Source organism: Enterobacter cloacae complex sp. 2022EL-00788 (assembly GCF_026627565.1).
GTDB classification, from domain to species: Bacteria; Pseudomonadota; Gammaproteobacteria; order Enterobacterales; family Enterobacteriaceae; genus Enterobacter; species Enterobacter pasteurii.
In genome coordinates, this window is sequence record NZ_JAPNMC010000004.1 from 1 (window position 1) to 19,309 (window position 19,309).

Here is a 19,309-nt window from a genome sequence, read left to right on the forward strand (position 1 = left end):
GTAATGACATGGTATCTCTCGCATCCCAGGGCATAAGCGACTCCATAAACGGGTTCTTATGCCTTAGTTGTAAGTGTCTACCATGTCCCCGAACAAGTGTTCACTATGTCCCCGGACCGTACACCCCAGAGGGGAGAGGGAATAAAAAGCTTATTCGTCTTCCAGGTAGGTGTAACCGTACAGACCCGCTTCAAACTCTTCCAGGAACTGCTGCTGCAGCGCATCGTCCAGACCGGTGTTTTTCACCTGGTCGCGGAACTGGGTGAGCAGTTTTTTCGGATCCAGCTGCACGTATTCGAGCATGTCAGCCACGGTATCCCCTTCGTCGGACAGCTCAACCTCCACGCTGCCGTCAGGGAAGACAAACACGTCAACCGCTTCGGTATCGCCGAACAGGTTGTGCATGTTGCCGAGGATCTCCTGATACGCGCCGACCATAAAGAAGCCCAGCATTGGCGGGTTCTCAGGATCGTATTCCGGCATCGGCATGGTGGTCGCGATACCGTCGCCATCCACGTAGTGATCGATAGCGCCATCGGAATCACAGGTGATGTCCAGCAGCACGGCACGGCGTTCCGGCGCGTGGTTCAGCCCTTCCAGCGGCAGAACCGGGAACAGCTGGTCGATACCCCAGGCATCCGGCATAGACTGGAACAGGGAGAAGTTGACGTACATCTTATCCGCCATACGCTCCTGCAGTTCGTCGATGATCGGACGGTGCGCGCGGTTGCTCGGGTCGAGCTGTTTCTGCACTTCATGGCACATGTTCAGATAGAGCTGCTCCGCCCACGCGCGCTCCTGCAGGCTGAAGGTGCCTGAAGAGTAGCCGACGTGAATGTCGTGCAAATCCATCTGGCTGTCGTGCAGCCACTCGCGCAGGGAACGGCGCGTGCCCGGCTCGTGCATCTCCTGCCAGGTTTCCCACATGCTCTGCAGGGAACGCGGGGCATCGTCCTGCGGAGGCGTCGCTTCGGTGATTTCGCTACGCTCAACGCCGATGATGTTCGAAACCAGCACCGTATGGTGCGCGGTGACCGCGCGGCCGGACTCGGTGATTACCGTTGGATGCGGCAGGCCGTGCTCTTCACAGGCATCGCCAATCGCCCAGATGATGTTGTTGGCGTATTCGTTCAGTCCGTAGTTTACGGAGCAGTCAGACTGCGAGCGGGTACCTTCATAGTCCACGCCCAGGCCGCCGCCCACGTCGAAGCACTGAATATTCACGCCGAGCTTGTGCAGCTCAACGTAGAAACGCGCTGACTCACGCACGCCAGTGGCGATATCGCGGATGTTGGCCATCTGCGAGCCGAGGTGGAAGTGCAGCAGCTGAATGCTGTCCAGACGGCCGCGCTCGCGCAGGATTTCCACCAGCTGTAACACCTGGTTCGCCGCAAGGCCGAACTTGGATTTTTCGCCGCCGGAGGACTGCCATTTACCGGAGCCCTGCGACGCCAGACGCGCACGCACGCCAAGGCGCGGCACCACGTTCAGGCGCTCGGCCTCTTCCAGAACGATGGCGATTTCGGTCATCTTTTCGATCACCAGATAGACCTTGTGGCCCATCTTCTCGCCGATCAGCGCCAGACGAATGTATTCACGGTCTTTATAGCCGTTACAGACGATCACCGACCGGGTCATGCCCGCGTGGGCCAGGACCGCCATCAGCTCCGCTTTAGAACCCGCTTCGAGGCCCAGCGGTTCGCCGGAGTGGATCAGGGATTCAATCACGCGGCGGTGCTGGTTCACCTTGATCGGGTAAACGAGGAAATAGTCGCCGTTATAGCCATACGATTCGCGCGCGCGTTTGAACGCGGCGTTGATGGAACGCAGGCGGTGTTGCAGGATCTGCGGGAAGCAGAACAGTGCAGGCAGGCGCTGGCCCTGCGCTTCACGGGCTTTCACCAGCTTAGCGAGATCCACGCGCGCTTCCGGTACGTCCGGGTCTGGGCAGACGGTGATGTGGCCCAGCTCGTTGACGTCGTAGTAGTTATTGCCCCACCAGGCAATATTGTAAGTGCGCAGCATCTTGCTGGCTTCCTGGGAGCTCATCGCAACCTCCTGCATAGAACGTAGTACACCCTGTTCGCCTGCTGACGAAGGCGAAAGCGAAGACATGTCGTCAGACATAGCGAACCTCAACTCTTTGTATTAAGTGTAAAACAGTTGACTACTATCGCAGCGTTATACGGCGATAACAACCCATTAACGGCTCCATTTCCCAGCAGAGTATGCTGAAATCCAGACCGTGCGACCGGTTTCTTATTCATATCATTGTAAAACACGTATCCGAACTCTGTATGACAAGGTTCGGCGAAACCACGAGAAAACTCCTGTATTAACAAGAGCGCCCTTGTTCAGTTTTCACAAAGCGTGACCGGCTCTAGAATCCTGAGAAGCGCCGAGATGGGTATAACATCGGCAGGTTTGCAGACTAGAAATGCGGGTTGCGGGAATCAAATGCGCGCCAGAACGGCTGCGCTGAATTAGCGGAAAACGATGGTTCATTATCTCGTATCACCTCCACGGCCGCCTCTGCTGAAACGGACCACAAGCCAAAGCTAAAAGTTCACTGCTTAACCCGGCTGGAAGTGGCGACACGATGAGTTCATCGAGCGCTTGTTTTATATGAGCCGCGCGCCGCGTTTTATACCGAGAAGGGTGGAAAAAAGCAAAACAAAAATGCGCGGGTTGCCAGCGCCGTCAGGAATAATTTCCAGCTGTGTTTTCAACGCAGTGAGAGTTCGGTCAAAAAAAACTGGAAATCGGGCGAAGAAGTGACCTAAAATAGCCGTCCAGATGTTAATCCATCCATACTGATTAACACTCAGACTGCCAGTGTCAAAATCCTGCAGGCCTTGGTAGAATTATCTCCTTTGGCTATTCCACACAGCAGCTTGAGCTAACCAAATTCCTCTTAGGTGAAATATAACATGGCAAAACACCTGTTTACGTCCGAGTCTGTATCAGAAGGACATCCTGATAAAATTGCTGACCAAATCTCCGATGCGGTGCTGGATGCGATCCTCGCGCAGGATCCTAAAGCGCGCGTAGCGTGTGAAACCTATGTCAAAACCGGCATGGTTCTGGTTGGCGGTGAGATCACCACCAGCGCATGGGTTGATATCGAAGAGATCACCCGTAATACGGTGCGTGAGATCGGCTATGTGCATTCTGATATGGGCTTTGATGCCAACTCCTGCGCAGTACTGAGCGCGATTGGCAAACAGTCTCCGGACATCAACCAGGGCGTTGACCGTGCCGATCCGCTGGAACAGGGCGCGGGCGACCAGGGCCTGATGTTCGGCTACGCAACCAACGAAACCGACGTGCTAATGCCGGCACCTGTGACCTACGCACACCGCCTGGTGCAGCGTCAGGCTGAAGTACGTAAAAACGGCACCCTGCCGTGGCTGCGTCCGGATGCGAAAAGCCAGGTGACCTTCCAGTATGACGACGGCAAAATCGTCGGTATCGATGCCGTGGTGCTCTCCACTCAGCATGCCGAAGATATTGACCAGAAATCCCTGCAGGAAGCGGTGATGGAAGAGATCATCAAGCCGGTTCTGCCGACCGAATGGCTGAGCTCTGCGACCAAATTCTTCATCAACCCAACCGGACGCTTTGTTATCGGCGGCCCAATGGGCGACTGCGGCCTGACCGGTCGTAAGATCATCGTTGATACCTACGGCGGCATGGCGCGTCACGGTGGCGGTGCCTTCTCCGGTAAAGATCCGTCTAAGGTTGACCGTTCTGCCGCGTACGCTGCACGTTATGTTGCGAAAAACATCGTTGCTGCGGGCCTGGCTGACCGCTGTGAGATTCAGGTTTCCTACGCTATCGGCGTGGCTGAGCCAACCTCCATTATGGTTGAAACCTTCGGCACGGAAAAAGTGCCTTCTGAACAGCTGACCCTGCTGGTGCGCGAGTTCTTCGACCTGCGTCCATACGGCCTGATTCAGATGCTGGATCTGCTGCACCCAATCTACCAGGAAACCGCCGCGTACGGTCACTTTGGTCGCGAACATTTCCCATGGGAAAAAACCGACAAAGCCGCTCTGCTGCGTGAGGCTGCCGGTCTGAAGTAACCGATCGCTAAATGCGTTAAACTGGCCAGCCTTTGCGCTGGCCTTTTTTATGTCATGTGGCGGCGCAAAGCCGCATAACATGGAACCGATTACACCTCATGCTTCGCGCTCCGCTTTCAGATTAATCTCTTTGCACAATCGCCTTTCTTCTGCTGTTACATTTCCTTTCAGTTAAGTCTGAAATTCATGCAAACGCGATGCACATCAATTAATTTACCTCTATATTTTCAAAGCTTTAATTATTTTTACGGTTACAGGTTAGTGTAACCGATTACACCATTGTGATTTGTCTCACATATTTTTATGGGTCGCTCACCTACCCTTAACATTGATAAAACTGATAACCAAACTGGAGGGCATAATGCCTGACAATAATAAACAGGGGCGTACGTCCAATAAGGCAATGACGTTCTTCGTCTGCTTCCTTGCCGCTCTGGCAGGATTACTCTTTGGCCTGGATATTGGCGTAATTGCCGGTGCATTACCTTTCATCACCGAAGAGTTCCAGATTAGCGCACACACTCAGGAATGGGTGGTTAGCTCGATGATGTTCGGTGCCGCCGTTGGCGCGGTCGGCAGCGGCTGGCTCTCCTTTAAGCTCGGGCGTAAAAAGAGCCTGATGATCGGCGCGATCCTGTTCGTTGCCGGCTCGCTGTTCTCTGCTGCGGCGCCTAACGTTGAGGTTCTGATCCTCTCCCGCGTGCTGCTGGGTCTGGCGGTGGGCGTCGCGTCTTATACCGCTCCGCTTTACCTGTCTGAAATCGCGCCGGAAAAAATTCGCGGCAGCATGATTTCCATGTACCAGCTGATGATTACCATCGGTATTCTGGGCGCTTATCTTTCCGATACGGCGTTCAGCTACAGCGGCGCATGGCGCTGGATGCTGGGTGTGATCATCATTCCTGCCATCCTGCTGCTGATCGGCGTCTTCTTCCTGCCGGACAGCCCGCGCTGGTTTGCCGCCAAGCGCCGCTTCCACGATGCGGAACGGGTGCTCTTACGCCTGCGCGATACCAGCGCAGAGGCGAAGAACGAGCTGGAAGAGATCCGCGAAAGCCTGAAGATTAAACAGTCTGGCTGGGCGCTGTTCAAAGAGAACAGCAACTTCCGCCGCGCGGTGTTCCTTGGCGTGCTGTTACAGGTAATGCAGCAGTTCACCGGGATGAACGTCATCATGTATTACGCGCCAAAAATCTTCGAGCTGGCGGGTTACACCAACACCACCGAGCAGATGTGGGGCACCGTTATCGTCGGTCTGACCAACGTGCTGGCGACCTTCATTGCCATCGGCCTGGTTGACCGCTGGGGACGTAAGCCAACCCTGACGCTGGGCTTCCTGGTGATGGCTATCGGTATGGGCGTGCTGGGCACCATGATGCACATGGGCATTCACTCCCCAACCGCGCAGTACTTCGCCGTGGCGATGCTGCTGATGTTTATCGTTGGTTTTGCGATGAGTGCCGGTCCGCTGATTTGGGTGCTGTGCTCTGAGATCCAGCCGCTGAAAGGGCGTGACTTTGGTATCACCTGCTCCACCGCGACCAACTGGATTGCCAACATGATCGTCGGCGCAACGTTCCTGACCATGCTCAACACCCTGGGTAACGCCAACACCTTCTGGGTCTACGCCGGTCTGAACCTGTTCTTTATTGTTCTTACCGTCTGGCTGGTTCCTGAAACCAAGCACGTTTCACTGGAACACATCGAACGTAACCTGATGAAAGGTCGTCCTCTGCGCGAAATCGGCGCACACGACTAATCCTCCTGCGGGAGGCGCCTCTTGCGCCTCCCCGCTTCCCGCTTTATGCTCTGCCCCTATGAAAGCTCCCCGTCTCCCCATCGCCATTCAGCAAGCCGTTATGCGCAGCCTGCGGGAAAAACTCGCCCAGGCCAACCTGAAGCTCGGCCGCAATTATCCTGAACCTAAGCTGGTCTATCAGCAGCGGGGAACCGCGGCGGGTACCGCCTGGCTGGAATCCTATGAGATCCGCCTGAACCCGGTTCTGATGATGGAAAACCAGCAGGCGTTCATTGAGGAGGTGGTACCGCACGAGCTGGCCCATCTTCTGGTGTGGAAACACTTTGGCCGCGTCGCACCGCACGGCAAAGAGTGGAAGTGGATGATGGAGGCGGTGCTTGGCGTTCCGGCGCGCCGCACGCATCAGTTCGAGCTGGAATCGGTACGCCGCAATACGTTTCCCTACCGCTGCCGGTGCCAGCAGCATCAGCTCACCGTCCGGCGTCACAACCGGGTGGTGCGCGGCGAGGCCACCTACCGCTGCGTGAAGTGCGGCGAACCGCTGGTTGCAGAGTAATCAATTGAACGATCAGGAACTTTCATGATCTGCCTGATTGCATACGGGAACAACATTCGTTACGTTGCGGGCTCGTTTTGACACGGAGTGTAAGATGTCCCGTAATGTTTCTCTCGCGGTCGCGTTTCTGGCGACGGCGCTCTCCGGCCATGCTCTGGCCGACGGTATTCACAGTTTCTCTCAGGCAAAAACCGCAGGCGTAAAGATTAACGCCGACGTGCCGGGTGATTTCTACTGCGGGTGCAAAATTAACTGGCAGGGGAAAAAAGGGGTCGTTGACCTTGAGTCCTGCGGCTATAAGGTACGCAAGAACGAGAACCGCGCCAGCCGAATCGAATGGGAACACGTTGTTCCGGCCTGGCAGTTTGGCCACCAGCGCCAGTGCTGGCAGGATGGCGGACGCAAAAACTGCGCGAAAGATCCGGTATACCGCCAGATGGAAAGCGATATGCATAACCTGCAGCCCGCCGTGGGCGAGGTAAACGGCGATCGCGGTAACTTCATGTACAGCCAGTGGAACGGTGGCGAAGGCCAGTACGGCCAGTGCGCCATGAAGGTGGACTTCAAGGAGAAAGTCGCCGAACCCCCTGCCCGCGCGCGCGGCAGCATCGCCCGTACCTATTTCTATATGCGCGATCGCTACGATCTCAACCTTTCCCGCCAGCAGACGCAGCTGTTCAACGCATGGGATAAGCAGTATCCGGTGACGGACTGGGAATGCCAGCGCGACGAACGTATCGCCAAAGTCCAGGGGAATCATAACCCTTACGTCCAGCGGGCTTGCCAGGCGCAAAAGAGCTAACCTACACTACGGCAATTCGCTTATATCGCATGACACATGGAATTTCTGACTATGCGCATCCCCCGCATTTACCATCCTGAACTGATTACCGCCGGCGGCGAAATCGCCCTGTCTGACGACGCAGCACACCACGTAGGCCGCGTGCTGCGCATGGGTGCCGGCCAGGCGCTCCAGCTGTTCGACGGCTCAAATCAGGTTTTCGACGCTGAAATTACGCGCGCCGACAAAAAAAGCGTACACGTCAAGGTGCTGCGTGGCGAAGTGGACGACCGTGAATCCCCCCTTCACATTCATCTGGGTCAGGTGATGTCGCGCGGGGAAAAGATGGAGTTCACCATTCAGAAATCCATTGAACTGGGTGTAAGCCTCATTACGCCACTTTTTTCTGAGCGCTGCGGCGTTAAACTGGATGCGGAACGTCTGAATAAGAAGATCCAGCAGTGGCAGAAAATTGCCATTGCGGCCTGCGAACAGAGCGGCCGCAACCGTATCCCGGAGATCCGCCCGGCGATGGATCTGGAGGACTGGTGTGCAGAAGAGGAAAGCGGGCTTAAGCTTAATCTTCATCCGCGCGCCAGCGCCAGCATCAACACGCTGCCGCTGCCCGTTGAGCGCGTACGCCTGCTGATTGGCCCGGAAGGCGGCCTGTCGGCTGACGAAATTGCCATGACGGGGCGTTACCAGTTTACTGATATTCTGTTGGGACCTCGCGTTCTGCGCACTGAGACAACGGCACTCACAGCCATTACCGCGCTACAGGTACGGTTTGGCGATCTGGGTTGACCCATTAACGGAGAAGAAGATGATCAAGCTCGGCATCGTGATGGACCCCATCGCAAACATTAACATCAAGAAAGATTCCAGCTTCGCCATGCTGCTGGAAGCGCAGCGTCGCGGCTATGAACTCCACTATATGGAGATGAACGATCTTTACCTGATCAACGGTGAAGCCCGCGCGCGCACCCGCATCGTTAACGTCGAGCAGAACTACGACAAATGGTACGAGTTTGGCACCGAGCAGGATATTGCCCTTGCCGATCTCAACGTCATCCTGATGCGTAAAGATCCGCCGTTCGACACCGAATACATCTACAGCACATATATCCTTGAGCGCGCCGAGGAGAAAGGGACGCTGATCGTCAACAAGCCGCAGAGCCTGCGCGACTGTAACGAGAAGCTTTACACCGCCTGGTTCTCTGACCTGACGCCGGAAACGCTGGTGACCCGCAGCAAGGCGCAGCTGAAAGAGTTCTGGCAGAAGCACGGCGATATCATCATGAAGCCGCTGGACGGCATGGGCGGCGCGTCTATCTTCCGCGTGAAGGAAGGCGATCCGAACATCGGCGTCATTGCCGAAACGCTGACCGAGCTGGGTACCCGCTACTGCATGGCGCAGAACTATCTGCCGGCCATTAAAGACGGTGACAAACGCGTGCTGGTGGTAGATGGCGAGCCGGTGCCTTACTGCCTGGCGCGTATCCCGCAGGGCGGCGAAACCCGCGGCAACCTGGCGGCCGGCGGTCGCGGCGAACCGCGTCCGTTGAGCGAAAGCGACTGGGAAATTGCCCGCCGCGTCGGCCCTACGCTGAAAGCCAAAGGCCTGATCTTCGTTGGCCTCGATATCATCGGCGATCGCCTGACCGAAGTGAACGTCACCAGCCCGACCTGCATTCGTGAAATCGAAGCGGAATTCCCGATCTCGATCACCGGAATGCTGATGGACGCTATCGAAAAACGTTTACAGAAATAACCTGTGACAGCGCCTGTGTTTATCCCCATACTGGGCGCTGTCGCTTTTTAAACCAGGAAACAGTACCTCTGACAATGAATTTACAGCATCACTTTCTTATTGCCATGCCTGCTCTCCAGGATCCGATTTTCCGCCGCGCCGTTGTTTATATTTGTGAATACAATGAAGACGGCGCGATGGGGATTATCATCAATAAACCGCTGGAAAACCTGCAGGTTGAGGGGATCCTGGACAAGCTGAAAATCACCGCTGAAGATCGTCTGCCGGAAATCCGTCTCGATAAACCGGTGATGCTGGGCGGCCCGCTTGCAGAAGATCGTGGCTTTATCCTTCACACTCCGCCGGTTTTCTCATCCAGCATTCGTATCTCCGATAACACCGTTGTCACCACCTCCCGCGACGTGCTCGAAACGCTGGGTACCGCAATGCAGCCTTCTGAAGTGCTGGTCGCGCTCGGCTACGCCTCCTGGGAAAAAGGCCAGCTGGAACAAGAGATTCTGGACAACGCCTGGCTGACGGCCCCTGCGGATATGAACATCCTGTTTAAAACCCCTATCGCCGATCGCTGGCGTGACGCGGCAAAGCTGATTGGCATTGATATTCTGACCATGCCTGGCGTTGCGGGGCACGCGTAATGAGCGGCACCCTTCTAGCCTTCGACTTCGGTACCAAAAGCATTGGCGTCGCCGTTGGTCAACGCATCACCGGTACGGCTCGCCCGCTCGCGGCGCTGAAGGCCAACGACGGCACGCCGGACTGGAACCTCATTGAGCGCCTGCTCAAGGAGTGGCAGCCGGACGACGTAATTGTTGGGCTACCGCTGAACATGGACGGCACCGAGCAGCCGCTCACCGCCCGCGCGCGCAAGTTCGCGAACAAAATTCATGGCCGCTTCGGCGTCTCCGTAAAGCTGCACGACGAACGCCTGAGCACCGTCGAAGCGCGTGCTGGCCTGTTCGAGCACGGCGGTTTCCGGGCGCTGAACAAAGGCAGCGTTGATTCGGCCTCTGCCGTCATCATCCTCGAAAGCTATTTCGAACAGGGTTACTGAGCGCCGGGGCCTACAGCCGCCCCTGCGCCCGTCGCTCCGCCAGGCTCTGCTCAAAGTTCTGCATACCCGCCTGCTGTCCGGTTTGAATAATGCCCGGCAGTTGCCACGTTTTGCCTTCGCGGATCAGGTTTGCCGCCGCCGGGGTATTCACCAGTAGCTCATACAGCGCCACGCGCCCGCCCTGAACGTCCTGACGCAGCTTCTGAGCCAGCACCGCACGCAGGCTTCCCGCCAGCTGATTACGCACCGGATCTTTCTCCTGCGCCGGAAAGATATCCACCAGGCGCTCAATTGCCTGCGCCGCACCGCGCGTATGCAGCGTGGCTAACACCAGATGCCCGGTCTCAGCCGCCGTCAGCGCCAGGCGGATAGTTTCGCTGTCGCGCAGCTCGCCAAGCAAAATGACATCCGGATCTTCACGCAGCGCGCTGCGCAGCGCCTCGGCAAAGGACGGGCTGTGCTGGCCTATTTCCCGCTGCTGGATCAGACAGCGTTCGCTCTGGTACCTGAACTCCACCGGATCTTCCAGGGTAAGAATATGGCCGTCCGTATGGTGATTGAGAAAATCGACCATTGCTGCAAGCGTCGTTGACTTCCCGCTGCCGGTTGCGCCGGTGACCAGAATCAGACCATCGTCATTGCACAGTAGCGCCGGGATCGTTCGCGGCACGCCTAACGTGGAGAGCTGCGGGCACGCCAGCGGCAACAGCCGCAGCGCGATCGAAACGCCCTGCATATGCCTGAACGCGCTGCCGCGCAGACGCTGATTGCCCGCGACGGTAACGGCAAAATCCACCTGCCCGCTCGCCCACCATGCGCCCTGCTGCTCGTCGTTGAGCCACGCTTTCAATAACGCCTCCACGTCCGGGGGCGGAAACGGCGCGGGTTCAAGGCGCCCCGCTCTGCGCCAGCGCGGCGGCGAATCACTGCACAAGTGTAGATCGGAGACGTTATGCTTTACACTAAGGGCCACAATTTCTTCCACATCCATAGACTACTCCTCGGAAAATGAACGACATTGCGCATAACCTGGCACAGGTCCGGGACAAAATCTCAGCCGCTGCAACGCGTTGCGGCCGTGCTTCAGAAGAAATTACCTTGCTTGCAGTCAGCAAAACCAAGCCTGCGAGCGCCATCGCAGAAGCGATTGCCGCCGGCCATCGCGCGTTTGGCGAAAACTACGTGCAGGAAGGCGTGGATAAAATTCGCTATTTCCGGGAACAGGGTAATACGGACCTGCAATGGCACTTTATCGGTCCGCTACAGTCGAACAAAAGCCGTCTGGTGGCAGAGCACTTCGACTGGTGCCACACCCTCGATCGCCTGCGCATTGCTACCCGTCTGAACGACCAGCGTCCGGCGGAGCTGCCCGCGCTTAACGTGCTGATTCAAATCAATATCAGTGATGAAAACAGCAAGTCCGGCATTGCGCTGAGCGAGCTGAATGCGCTGGCGGCTGAGGTGGCGGCGCTGCCGCGCCTGACCCTGCGCGGGCTGATGGCAATTCCGGCGCCAGAGTCAAGTTATGAAAGGCAGTTTGCCGTGGCACAGCAAATGGCTGTAGCATTTGAGGCGCTTAAAGCGCGCTATGACACGGTAGACACGCTTTCTCTGGGCATGTCGGACGATATGGAAGCCGCCATCGCGGCAGGCAGTACCATGGTGCGCATCGGCACGGCAATTTTCGGTGCGCGCGATTACACCCAATAATAAGGAAAACTGAGGAACGCCATGAAGACGTTGACTTTCCTGCTCTCAACGGTGATTGAGCTGTACACGATGGCGCTGTTACTGCGCGTCTGGATGCAGTGGGCCCGCTGTGATTTTTACAACCCGTTCTCACAATTTATCGTGAAAATTACGCAGCCTGTTGTGGGGCCGCTTCGCCGCGTTATTCCGGCAATGGGGCCGATTGACAGCTCATCTCTGCTGATGGCGTTTATTCTGAGCGTTATCAAAGCGATCGTGCTGTTTATGGTCATTACCTTCCAGCCGATTATCTGGATTTCTGCCGTCCTGATCCTCGTGAAAACCGTCGGCCTGCTGATCTTCTGGGTCCTGCTGGTCATGGCAATCATGAGCTGGGTGAGCCGGGGCCGTAGCCCTGTGGAATACGCGCTGATTCAGCTCACTGAACCGCTGCTGCGTCCGATTCGCAGTCTGCTGCCGGCGATGGGCGGTATCGACTTCTCGCCGATGCTTCTCGTGCTGCTGCTGTACGTGCTCAATATGGGCATTGCGGAGCTGCTGCAGGCAACGGGCAATATGCTGCTGCCGGGGCTGTGGATGGCGTTATGAGTGCGGTAAGTACCTGCACCGACGGGCTGGTCTTACGGCTGTACATTCAGCCGAAAGCCAGCCGCGACAGCATTGTGGGGCTGCATGGCGACGAGTTAAAGGTCGCCATCACCGCCCCGCCGGTAGACGGTCAGGCGAATGCGCATCTGACCAAATATCTGGCTAAACAGTTTCGCGTTGCTAAAAGCCAGGTCATCATTGAAAAAGGTGAACTTGGGCGGCATAAACAGGTAAAAATCCTCAATCCGCAATCTATCCCGACGGAAGTCGCGGCTCTGACAGAACAGGACTAAACCATGGAGAAAGTTGTTCTCGCCACCGGTAACGCCGGTAAAGTGCGCGAGCTGGCCTCGCTATTAAATGATTTTGGGCTGGACGTGGTGGCTCAGACCGAGCTGGGCGTCGATTCCGCCGAAGAGACTGGCCTGACGTTTATCGAAAACGCCATTCTGAAAGCGCGCCACGCCGCGCAAATCACGGGGCTGCCTGCAATTGCCGATGACTCCGGCCTGGCGGTGGATTTTCTGGGTGGTGCGCCGGGCATTTACTCCGCCCGCTACTCCGGCGTGGACGCTACCGACCGGCAAAACCTGGAAAAGCTGCTCGTTGCCCTGAAGGACGTGCCTGACGAACAGCGTACCGCGCAGTTCCACTGCGTGCTGGTCTACATGCGTCACGCGGAAGATCCAACGCCAATCGTCTGCCACGGCAGCTGGCCGGGCGTGATTACCCGTGAGGCGACAGGCAGCGGCGGCTTTGGCTACGACCCGATTTTCTTTGTCCCCACCGAGGGCAAAACCGCTGCGGAACTGACCCGCGAAGAGAAAAGCGCGATTTCCCACCGTGGACGCGCCCTGAAACTGTTACTGGAAGCACTGCGTAATGGCTAATTTGCCGCCTCTGAGTCTTTATATTCATATCCCGTGGTGCGTGCAGAAATGTCCGTACTGCGATTTCAACTCGCACGCGCTGAAGGGCGAAGTGCCGCATGATGACTACGTTGCCCATCTGCTGGCCGACCTGGATGCCGATGTACCGTACGCGCAGGGACGTGAAGTAAAGACCATTTTTATTGGTGGCGGTACGCCGAGCCTGCTTTCAGGCCCGGCGATGCAGACGCTGCTGGACGGCGTGCGGTCGCGCCTGAATCTGGCAGCGGATGCTGAAATTACGATGGAAGCCAACCCCGGCACCGTTGAGGCCGACCGTTTTGTCGAGTATCAGCGCGCTGGCGTGAACCGTATCTCCATCGGCGTGCAGAGCTTTAGCGAGCCAAAGCTGAAGCGCCTGGGGCGCATTCACGGCCCGGAAGAGGCGAAGCGCGCGGCAAACCTGGCGACAGGGCTTGGCCTGCGCAGTTTTAACCTCGATCTGATGCACGGCCTGCCGGATCAGTCGCTGGAAGAGGCGCTGGACGATTTGCGCCAGGCGATTGCGCTGGCGCCGCCGCATCTGTCGTGGTATCAGCTGACCATTGAGCCGAACACCCTGTTTGGTTCCCGTCCACCGGTGCTGCCGGACGACGACGCGCTGTGGGATATCTTCGAGCAGGGCCACCGGCTGTTAACCGCTGCGGGCTATGAGCAATATGAAACGTCTGCCTATGCGAAGCCGGGATATCAGTGTCAGCACAACCTGAACTACTGGCGATTTGGCGACTATCTGGGGATTGGCTGCGGCGCGCACGGCAAAGTGACCTTCCCGGACGGGCGAATACTGCGCACCGCCAAAACGCGCCATCCGCGCGGGTATATGGAAGGTCGTTATCTCGAACGTCAGCACGACGTCGAGGCGGCGGATAAGCCGTTTGAGTTCTTTATGAACCGCTTCCGCCTGCTGGAAGCCGCACCGCGTAAAGAGTTTGCGCGCTATACCGGACTGCCGGAATCGGTGATTCGCCCGCAGATTGACGAGGCGCTGGCGCAGGGGTATCTCACGGAATGTGAGGAATACTGGCAGATCACCGAGCACGGCAAGCTGTTCTTAAACTCCCTTCTTGAGCTGTTCCTCGCCGAAGAATCTGAAGGCTGATTCAGGATTTTGCATCCCGTTCTGCCGGCTGAGGGAAAGGCTGGCAGAGTGTGGGGATGGAAATTATACGTTCATACGCAAAGCAGCTCAGACGCGAGCTCACACAGGAAGAAAGACGGCTTTGGTATTTACTGCGCAGCCGCCGTTTCGAAAATTATAAATTTCGCCGACAACATCCGGCAGGCAACTATATTCTCGATTTCGCCTGCTGCGCGGCTCGTCTGGCTATTGAACTGGACGGCGGACAGCATAATGAAAATCAGGAATACGATCGTCAAAGGACGTTGTGGTTAAACCAAAAGGGCTGGCACGTCATTCGATTCTGGAACAATGAACTTTGGAATAATGAAGAGGCGGTGCTAGAAAAGATCCTTGAAACGCTGCAGGCGCTGCAACCCTCACCCCGGCCCTCTCCCTGAAAGGGAGAGGGAGCAAACTATTCCCTCGCCCCTTTGGGGAGAGGGTTAGGGTGAGGGGTGAAGTTAATTACTTCAGCGTCCCCACCAGCGCCTTTCTGCTATCTTCCAGCGACACCACGCGTTTACACACGTCTTTGCCGAACTGCTGGAAATCGGCTTCCTGATTCTTCCACTCGTTCTGAATCGAGGTTTGCAGTCCGCCCAGGCTGCCCAGCACGCCCTGCAAAGGGTTACCGCCGCCTTTCAGCACCGCTTTGGCGCCCATCTCGTTAATGCTGTCCTGGAGAATGCCGCCCATCGCCTGGTTCACCAGCTGCTGGCCGTCGGCGCGCACCTGGTCGATCGCCTTATAGTGGAACGTCAGGCCGTCGGAGCGGGTTTCGATAATTCGGTTCATCTGCTCTTTCAGCTGCTTATCCAGCTTCGTCAGGCGGGTGCGCATATTGCTGCTTTCTCCCACCTCTTTGGTGATGATTTTATCCAGCGCCACGCGCCCCTTCTCAACGCGGGTCAGCGCGCCGTCGTTGATCCACGGCAGCGCGGTACGCAGCTCGGCCTGGTAATCCTTCGCCTGTTCACGCTGGGCGGCCGTCAGGTTTTGCGGCTTGCCGTTAAAGGTGACGTTACCCTCCGGCGTAATCACCAGATTGCCGTTCTCGCCTTTAACCTGCACGGTTTGCGGGCTTAACACCACGTCGTCACGCGGGGTGACGCTACATTTATACTCCGCATGGGCGGTGGAACCGATTGCCAGTAAAGCAACAGCCAGCAACGTTTTGCGCATCTTTAACACTCCCTCAGACAAAATGGGCCAGCTAATGCTGGCCCCTGACTTCTTTATTAGTCCCACCAAACGTCGAAAAGTTCGCTGACGCGAACATCTTCCAGCTTGTGGTCTTCAAGCCATTTGCGTACCAGCGCCTGATGTTCTTCGGTGCATTTCCCCACTTCCTGGGTGCAGATCAGACCTTCCCACGCCAGATAGCCGCTACCGTCGAAGGCCAGCTTGTTTGGCTCGATCACCTCGTTGATGAACGCATCAACGTCCTGGTCGATCTGTTCGACGCTGGTGCCTTCCGGGAAGCGCCAGGCAACGGAGAAACCTACTTCCTGGAATTCTTCGATGTGCATCTTTTTACGCAGACGACGGCTACGATTCTTTGCCATTATTTCACCCTCTCGAACATTAAGTCCCATACGCCGTGACCAAGACGATGGCCACGCTGTTCAAATTTTGTCACCGGACGTGAATCCGGACGCGGTACGTAGTCGTTGCTTTCAGACTGGTTTTTATACCCGTCCAGAGACGACATCACTTCCAGCATATGTTCCGCATAAGGTTCCCAGTCGGTCGCCATGTGGAAGACGCCGCCCAGCTTCAGCTTACTTTTCACCAGCTCGGCAAACGGTGCCTGAACGATACGGCGTTTATTATGACGCGCTTTGTGCCACGGGTCAGGGAAAAAGAGCTGAACCATGTTCAAAGAATTGTCAGGAATCATTTTGTGCAGCACTTCCACCGCGTCGTGACACATTACGCGCAGGTTCTCAACGCCCTCTTCATGGGCCGTAGCCAGACAGGCGCCGACACCCGGCGAGTGCACTTCAATGCCGAGGAAGTTCTGTTCCGGGCGCGCTTTCGCCATGGTCACCAGCGACGTGCCCATGCCAAAACCGATCTCCAGGGTGACGGGCGCATCGCGGCCAAACAGTTCGGTAAAGTCGAGAGGCTGCTCGCTGAACTCAACGCCCATCACCGGCCAGTAGTTGTCCAGCGCGTGTTGCTGCCCTTTTGTCAGGCGGCCCTGACGGCGGACAAAGCTGCGAATACGGCGCAGCGGGCGACCGTTTTCATCAAATTCCGGTGAAATGACGTCGTTTTTCATAAAAGAGTTGTCTGCTTGTGAGAGTGTTCGGGAAACGGGCATTATCCAAAGTTAAGGCTTCTATGCAAGCATGGGAAAGATCCGGTTTACAGCAGATTGACGCTGTGCTGCAATCTGCGTCCCTGATTATGCGAATCGATGACCATGCAAGCCTCTCAATTTTCAGCCCAGGTGCTGGACTGGTACGACAAATACGGGCGTAAAACCCTGCCCTGGCAAATTGAAAAAACGCCTTACAAAGTATGGCTCTCCGAGGTGATGTTGCAACAAACGCAGGTTACCACCGTGATCCCTTACTTCGAGCGTTTTATGGCGCGCTTCCCGACGGTGACCGACCTGGCAAACGCCCCTCTGGACGAAGTGCTGCACCTGTGGACCGGGCTCGGCTACTATGCCCGCGCGCGTAATCTGCACAAAGCCGCCCAGCAGGTGGCCACGCGGCACAGCGGTAAATTCCCGGAAACCTTTGACGAGGTGGCGGATTTACCCGGCGTTGGGCGCTCAACCGCGGGCGCTATTCTCTCGCTATCGTTAGGCAAGCATTTCCCGATCCTCGACGGCAACGTGAAGCGCGTGCTCGCCCGCTGTTACGCCGTTGACGGCTGGCCGGGCAAGAAGGACGTTGAAAAGCGCCTGTGGGAGATCGCTGAAGCGGTCACCCCGGCGAAAGGCGTGGAGCGTTTTAACCAGGCGATGATGGATCTAGGCGCGATGGTCTGCACCCGTTCAAAACCGAAGTGTGAACTCTGTCCGGTAAATAACCTCTGCGTCGCCTACGCCAACCAGTCATGGGCGCAGTATCCGGGGAAAAAACCGAAGCAGACGCTGCCGGAGCGCACCGGGTATATGCTGCTGATGCAGCACGGCGATAAGGTGTTCCTTGCGCAGCGCCCACCGAGTGGCCTGTGGGGTGGTCTATACTGCTTCCCACAGTTTGAGGATGAAGCCTCGCTTCGGGAATGGCTTAAGCAACGCGGCATTGCCGCCGATACGCTGACGCAGCTGAACGCGTTCCGCCATACCTTTAGCCATTTCCATCTGGATATTGTGCCTATGTGGCTTCCCGTGTCCTCATTCACCTCGTGCATGGATGAAGGCACCGCTCTCTGGTATAACTTAGCGCAACCGCCATCAGTCGGGCTGGCGGCTCCCGTGGAGCGCCTGTTACAGCAATTACGTGTCGGTGCAATGGTTTAGCATCGGCAACACAAAGAGGAATGAGTATGGCCAGAACCATTTTTTGTACTTTCCTGCAGCGCGACGCTGAGGGCCAGGATTTCCAGCTCTACCCGGGCGACCTGGGTAAGCGCATCTATAACGAGATCTCTAAAGAAGCCTGGGGACAGTGGCAGCAAAAACAGACCATGCTGATCAACGAGAAAAAGCTCAGCATGATGAACCCGGAGCACCGCAAGCTGCTGGAGCAGGAGATGGTGAACTTCCTGTTCGAAGGTAAAGACGTACACATCGAAGGCTATACGCCGCCGGAAAAATAACAGCGTGCGGGGTTAACCCCGCCGTTACAGCAAACACAACACGCACTCCCGGAATGATGAAAAAACTTTTAGCGCTAGCACTTGTTGCGCCGTTGCTTGTGTCTTGTTCTTCCAAAAAGGGCGATAGCTATAACGAAGCCTGGGTTAAGGACACTAACGGTTTTGACATTTTGATGGGGCAGTTTGCCCACAACATCGAAAATATATGGGGATTTAACGAAGTTCTTATCGCCGGACCGAAGGACTACGTTAAGTACACCGACGCCTATCAGACCCGTAGCCACATCAACTTCGATGACGGTACGATCACGGTTGAAACCATCGCGGGGACCGAACCTGCGGCGCATTTACGGCAGGCCATCATCAAGACCCTGCTGATGGGCGACGATCCGGGATCTATCGACCTCTACTCTGACGCCGATGACATTACCATTTCCAAAGAGCCGTTCCTGTACGGGCAGGTCGTGGACCAGACCGGTCAGCCAATCCGCTGGGAAGGCCGCGCCACGAAATTTGCCGACTACCTGCTGCAAACGCGCCTGAAAAGCCGCACCAACGGCCTGAAGGTGATCTACAGCGTCACGATTAACCTGGTGCCAAACCACCTCGACAAGCGTGCGCATAAGTATCTGGGCATGGTGCGTCAGGCATCGCGCAAGTACGGCGTGGACGAGTCGCTGATCCTGGCGATTATGCAGACCGAATCGTCATTTAACCCCTACGCCGTGAGCCGTTCCGACGCGCTGGGGCTGATGCAGGTTGTGCAGCACAGCGCCGGTAAAGACGTGTTCCGCTCGCAGGGGAAATCCGGCACGCCAAGCCGCAGCTACCTGTTCGACCCGCAAAGCAATATTGATACCGGAACGGCCTATCTGGCCATGCTGAACAATGTCTATCTTGGCGGGATTGATAACCCGACTTCACGTCGCTATGCGGTTATTACCGCCTATAACGGCGGCGCGGGCAGCGTGCTCCGCGTCTTCTCGAACGACAAGGTGCAGGCCGCGAACATCATCAACAGCATGGCGCCGGGGGACGTGTACACCACCCTCACCACCCGCCACCCGTCAGCGGAATCCCGCCGCTATCTGTATAAGGTGAATACGGCGCAGAAGAACTACCGTCGCCGCTAGAAAATAACACCCCCTCACCCTAACCCTCTCCCCAAAGGGGAGA

At 56.7% G+C, this 19,309-nt stretch carries 24 protein-coding genes; 17 read left to right on the plus strand and 7 right to left on the minus strand.

All coding sequences use genetic code 11. The features are described 5' to 3' along the window. Window positions 1-150: 150 nt before the first annotated feature. The 3 genes from speA to OWK27_RS24355 all read right to left on the minus strand — a co-directional run bounded on the left by speA (window position 151) and on the right by OWK27_RS24355 (window position 2,505). Window positions 151-2,127 (minus strand): biosynthetic arginine decarboxylase, encoded by a 1,977-nt coding sequence (gene speA / locus OWK27_RS06905; RefSeq protein ID WP_148418521.1) that lies wholly within the window; start codon window positions 2,125-2,127, stop codon window positions 151-153. Between the two features lie 8 nt (window positions 2,128-2,135). Continuing rightward, the gene (yqgB, locus tag OWK27_RS06910; protein ID WP_057979949.1) at window positions 2,136-2,267 is read right to left on the minus strand and encodes an acid stress response protein YqgB; all 132 of its coding nucleotides are present in this window, start codon (window positions 2,265-2,267) and stop codon (window positions 2,136-2,138) included. A 94-nt stretch (window positions 2,268-2,361) separates the two neighbouring features. Next, window positions 2,362-2,505 carry a hypothetical protein gene (locus tag OWK27_RS24355; protein ID WP_418250466.1) on the minus strand — a complete coding sequence of 48 codons (144 nt, stop codon included), beginning with the start codon at window positions 2,503-2,505 and terminating at the stop codon, window positions 2,362-2,364. 425 nt (window positions 2,506-2,930) lie between these two features. Here OWK27_RS24355 and metK point away from each other — a divergent pair, with 425 nt between their 5' ends. The 8 genes from metK (at window position 2,931) to ruvX (ending at window position 10,003) form a co-directional block, all read left to right on the plus strand. Then, window positions 2,931-4,085 (plus strand): methionine adenosyltransferase, encoded by a 1,155-nt coding sequence (metK, locus tag OWK27_RS06915; protein WP_061097111.1) that lies wholly within the window; start codon window positions 2,931-2,933, stop codon window positions 4,083-4,085. A 361-nt stretch (window positions 4,086-4,446) separates the two neighbouring features. Continuing rightward, window positions 4,447-5,844: a galactose/proton symporter gene (gene galP / locus OWK27_RS06920; protein WP_148418520.1), complete on the plus strand. Its 1,398-nt coding sequence runs from the start codon at window positions 4,447-4,449 to the stop codon at window positions 5,842-5,844. A 58-nt stretch (window positions 5,845-5,902) separates the two neighbouring features. After that, a complete protein-coding gene (locus OWK27_RS06925; protein ID WP_061097110.1) occupies window positions 5,903-6,400 on the plus strand; it encodes a SprT family zinc-dependent metalloprotease in 498 nt (165 codons plus the stop codon). Between the two features lie 94 nt (window positions 6,401-6,494). Next, window positions 6,495-7,202: a deoxyribonuclease I gene (endA, locus tag OWK27_RS06930; protein ID WP_148418519.1), complete on the plus strand. Its 708-nt coding sequence runs from the start codon at window positions 6,495-6,497 to the stop codon at window positions 7,200-7,202. Window positions 7,203-7,253: 51 nt separating this feature from the next. Further along, window positions 7,254-7,985, plus strand: a complete 732-nt coding sequence (rsmE, locus tag OWK27_RS06935) for a 16S rRNA (uracil(1498)-N(3))-methyltransferase (RefSeq protein ID WP_176611173.1) — start codon at window positions 7,254-7,256, stop codon at window positions 7,983-7,985. Between the two features lie 19 nt (window positions 7,986-8,004). After that, window positions 8,005-8,952 carry a glutathione synthase gene (gene gshB, locus OWK27_RS06940; protein WP_176609516.1) on the plus strand — a complete coding sequence of 316 codons (948 nt, stop codon included), beginning with the start codon at window positions 8,005-8,007 and terminating at the stop codon, window positions 8,950-8,952. Between the two features lie 74 nt (window positions 8,953-9,026). Then, window positions 9,027-9,587 (plus strand): YqgE/AlgH family protein, encoded by a 561-nt coding sequence (locus tag OWK27_RS06945; RefSeq protein ID WP_252004195.1) that lies wholly within the window; start codon window positions 9,027-9,029, stop codon window positions 9,585-9,587. Continuing rightward, complete coding sequence (gene ruvX, locus OWK27_RS06950) at window positions 9,587-10,003, plus strand: Holliday junction resolvase RuvX (RefSeq protein WP_114979901.1); 417 nt, start codon at window positions 9,587-9,589, stop codon at window positions 10,001-10,003. Before OWK27_RS06945 ends, ruvX begins: the two co-directional genes overlap by 1 nt. Window positions 10,004-10,013: 10 nt before the next feature. Here the strand turns inward: ruvX and OWK27_RS06955 are convergent, their stop codons facing one another. After that, window positions 10,014-10,994 (minus strand): type IV pilus twitching motility protein PilT, encoded by a 981-nt coding sequence (locus OWK27_RS06955; RefSeq protein WP_148418515.1) that lies wholly within the window; start codon window positions 10,992-10,994, stop codon window positions 10,014-10,016. Window positions 10,995-11,011: 17 nt separating this feature from the next. On the opposite strand from OWK27_RS06955, the gene OWK27_RS06960 reads away from it, so the two are divergent. Genes OWK27_RS06960 through OWK27_RS06985 form a run of 6 tightly spaced genes read left to right on the plus strand, consistent with a single transcriptional unit; the run spans window position 11,012 to window position 14,751 of the window. After that, complete coding sequence (locus OWK27_RS06960) at window positions 11,012-11,713, plus strand: YggS family pyridoxal phosphate-dependent enzyme (protein ID WP_242170613.1); 702 nt, start codon at window positions 11,012-11,014, stop codon at window positions 11,711-11,713. Window positions 11,714-11,734: 21 nt separating this feature from the next. Then, window positions 11,735-12,301, plus strand: a complete 567-nt coding sequence (locus tag OWK27_RS06965) for a YggT family protein (protein ID WP_148418513.1) — start codon at window positions 11,735-11,737, stop codon at window positions 12,299-12,301. Then, window positions 12,298-12,594, plus strand: coding sequence for a DUF167 family protein YggU (gene yggU, locus OWK27_RS06970; RefSeq protein WP_047364545.1), 297 nt, complete (start codon window positions 12,298-12,300; stop codon window positions 12,592-12,594). Before OWK27_RS06965 ends, yggU begins: the two co-directional genes overlap by 4 nt. Window positions 12,595-12,597: 3 nt before the next feature. Further along, window positions 12,598-13,191, plus strand: a complete 594-nt coding sequence (locus OWK27_RS06975) for an XTP/dITP diphosphatase (RefSeq protein ID WP_267590086.1) — start codon at window positions 12,598-12,600, stop codon at window positions 13,189-13,191. Then, on the plus strand, window positions 13,184-14,332 hold the full coding sequence (gene hemW / locus OWK27_RS06980; RefSeq protein WP_148418511.1) for a radical SAM family heme chaperone HemW: 1,149 nt from the start codon (window positions 13,184-13,186) through the stop codon (window positions 14,330-14,332). Before OWK27_RS06975 ends, hemW begins: the two co-directional genes overlap by 8 nt. Before the next feature lie 56 nt (window positions 14,333-14,388). After that, window positions 14,389-14,751, plus strand: a complete 363-nt coding sequence (locus OWK27_RS06985) for an endonuclease domain-containing protein (RefSeq protein WP_267590087.1) — start codon at window positions 14,389-14,391, stop codon at window positions 14,749-14,751. Between the two features lie 67 nt (window positions 14,752-14,818). Here OWK27_RS06985 and OWK27_RS06990 read toward each other — a convergent pair whose 3' ends face one another. Genes OWK27_RS06990 through trmB form a run of 3 tightly spaced genes read right to left on the minus strand, consistent with a single transcriptional unit; the run spans window position 14,819 to window position 16,637 of the window. Beyond that, window positions 14,819-15,535, minus strand: coding sequence for a DUF2884 domain-containing protein (locus OWK27_RS06990; protein WP_148418509.1), 717 nt, complete (start codon window positions 15,533-15,535; stop codon window positions 14,819-14,821). Window positions 15,536-15,591: 56 nt separating this feature from the next. Further along, window positions 15,592-15,918, minus strand: coding sequence for a YggL family protein (locus OWK27_RS06995; RefSeq protein WP_003862421.1), 327 nt, complete (start codon window positions 15,916-15,918; stop codon window positions 15,592-15,594). Then, window positions 15,918-16,637, minus strand: a complete 720-nt coding sequence (gene trmB / locus OWK27_RS07000) for a tRNA (guanosine(46)-N7)-methyltransferase TrmB (protein ID WP_022649361.1) — start codon at window positions 16,635-16,637, stop codon at window positions 15,918-15,920. The genes OWK27_RS06995 and trmB overlap by 1 nt, the downstream gene beginning before the upstream one ends. 144 nt (window positions 16,638-16,781) lie before the next feature. On the opposite strand from trmB, the gene mutY reads away from it, so the two are divergent. Genes mutY through mltC form a run of 3 tightly spaced genes read left to right on the plus strand, consistent with a single transcriptional unit; the run spans window position 16,782 to window position 19,266 of the window. Next, window positions 16,782-17,834 carry an A/G-specific adenine glycosylase gene (gene mutY / locus OWK27_RS07005; RefSeq protein ID WP_252004192.1) on the plus strand — a complete coding sequence of 351 codons (1,053 nt, stop codon included), beginning with the start codon at window positions 16,782-16,784 and terminating at the stop codon, window positions 17,832-17,834. A 26-nt stretch (window positions 17,835-17,860) separates the two neighbouring features. Beyond that, entirely contained in the window at window positions 17,861-18,133 is a 273-nt protein-coding gene (locus tag OWK27_RS07010) for an oxidative damage protection protein (RefSeq protein ID WP_148418506.1), read from the plus strand. Between the two features lie 56 nt (window positions 18,134-18,189). After that, window positions 18,190-19,266, plus strand: a complete 1,077-nt coding sequence (gene mltC / locus OWK27_RS07015; RefSeq protein ID WP_148418648.1) for a membrane-bound lytic murein transglycosylase MltC — start codon at window positions 18,190-18,192, stop codon at window positions 19,264-19,266. Window positions 19,267-19,309 lie beyond the last annotated feature (43 nt).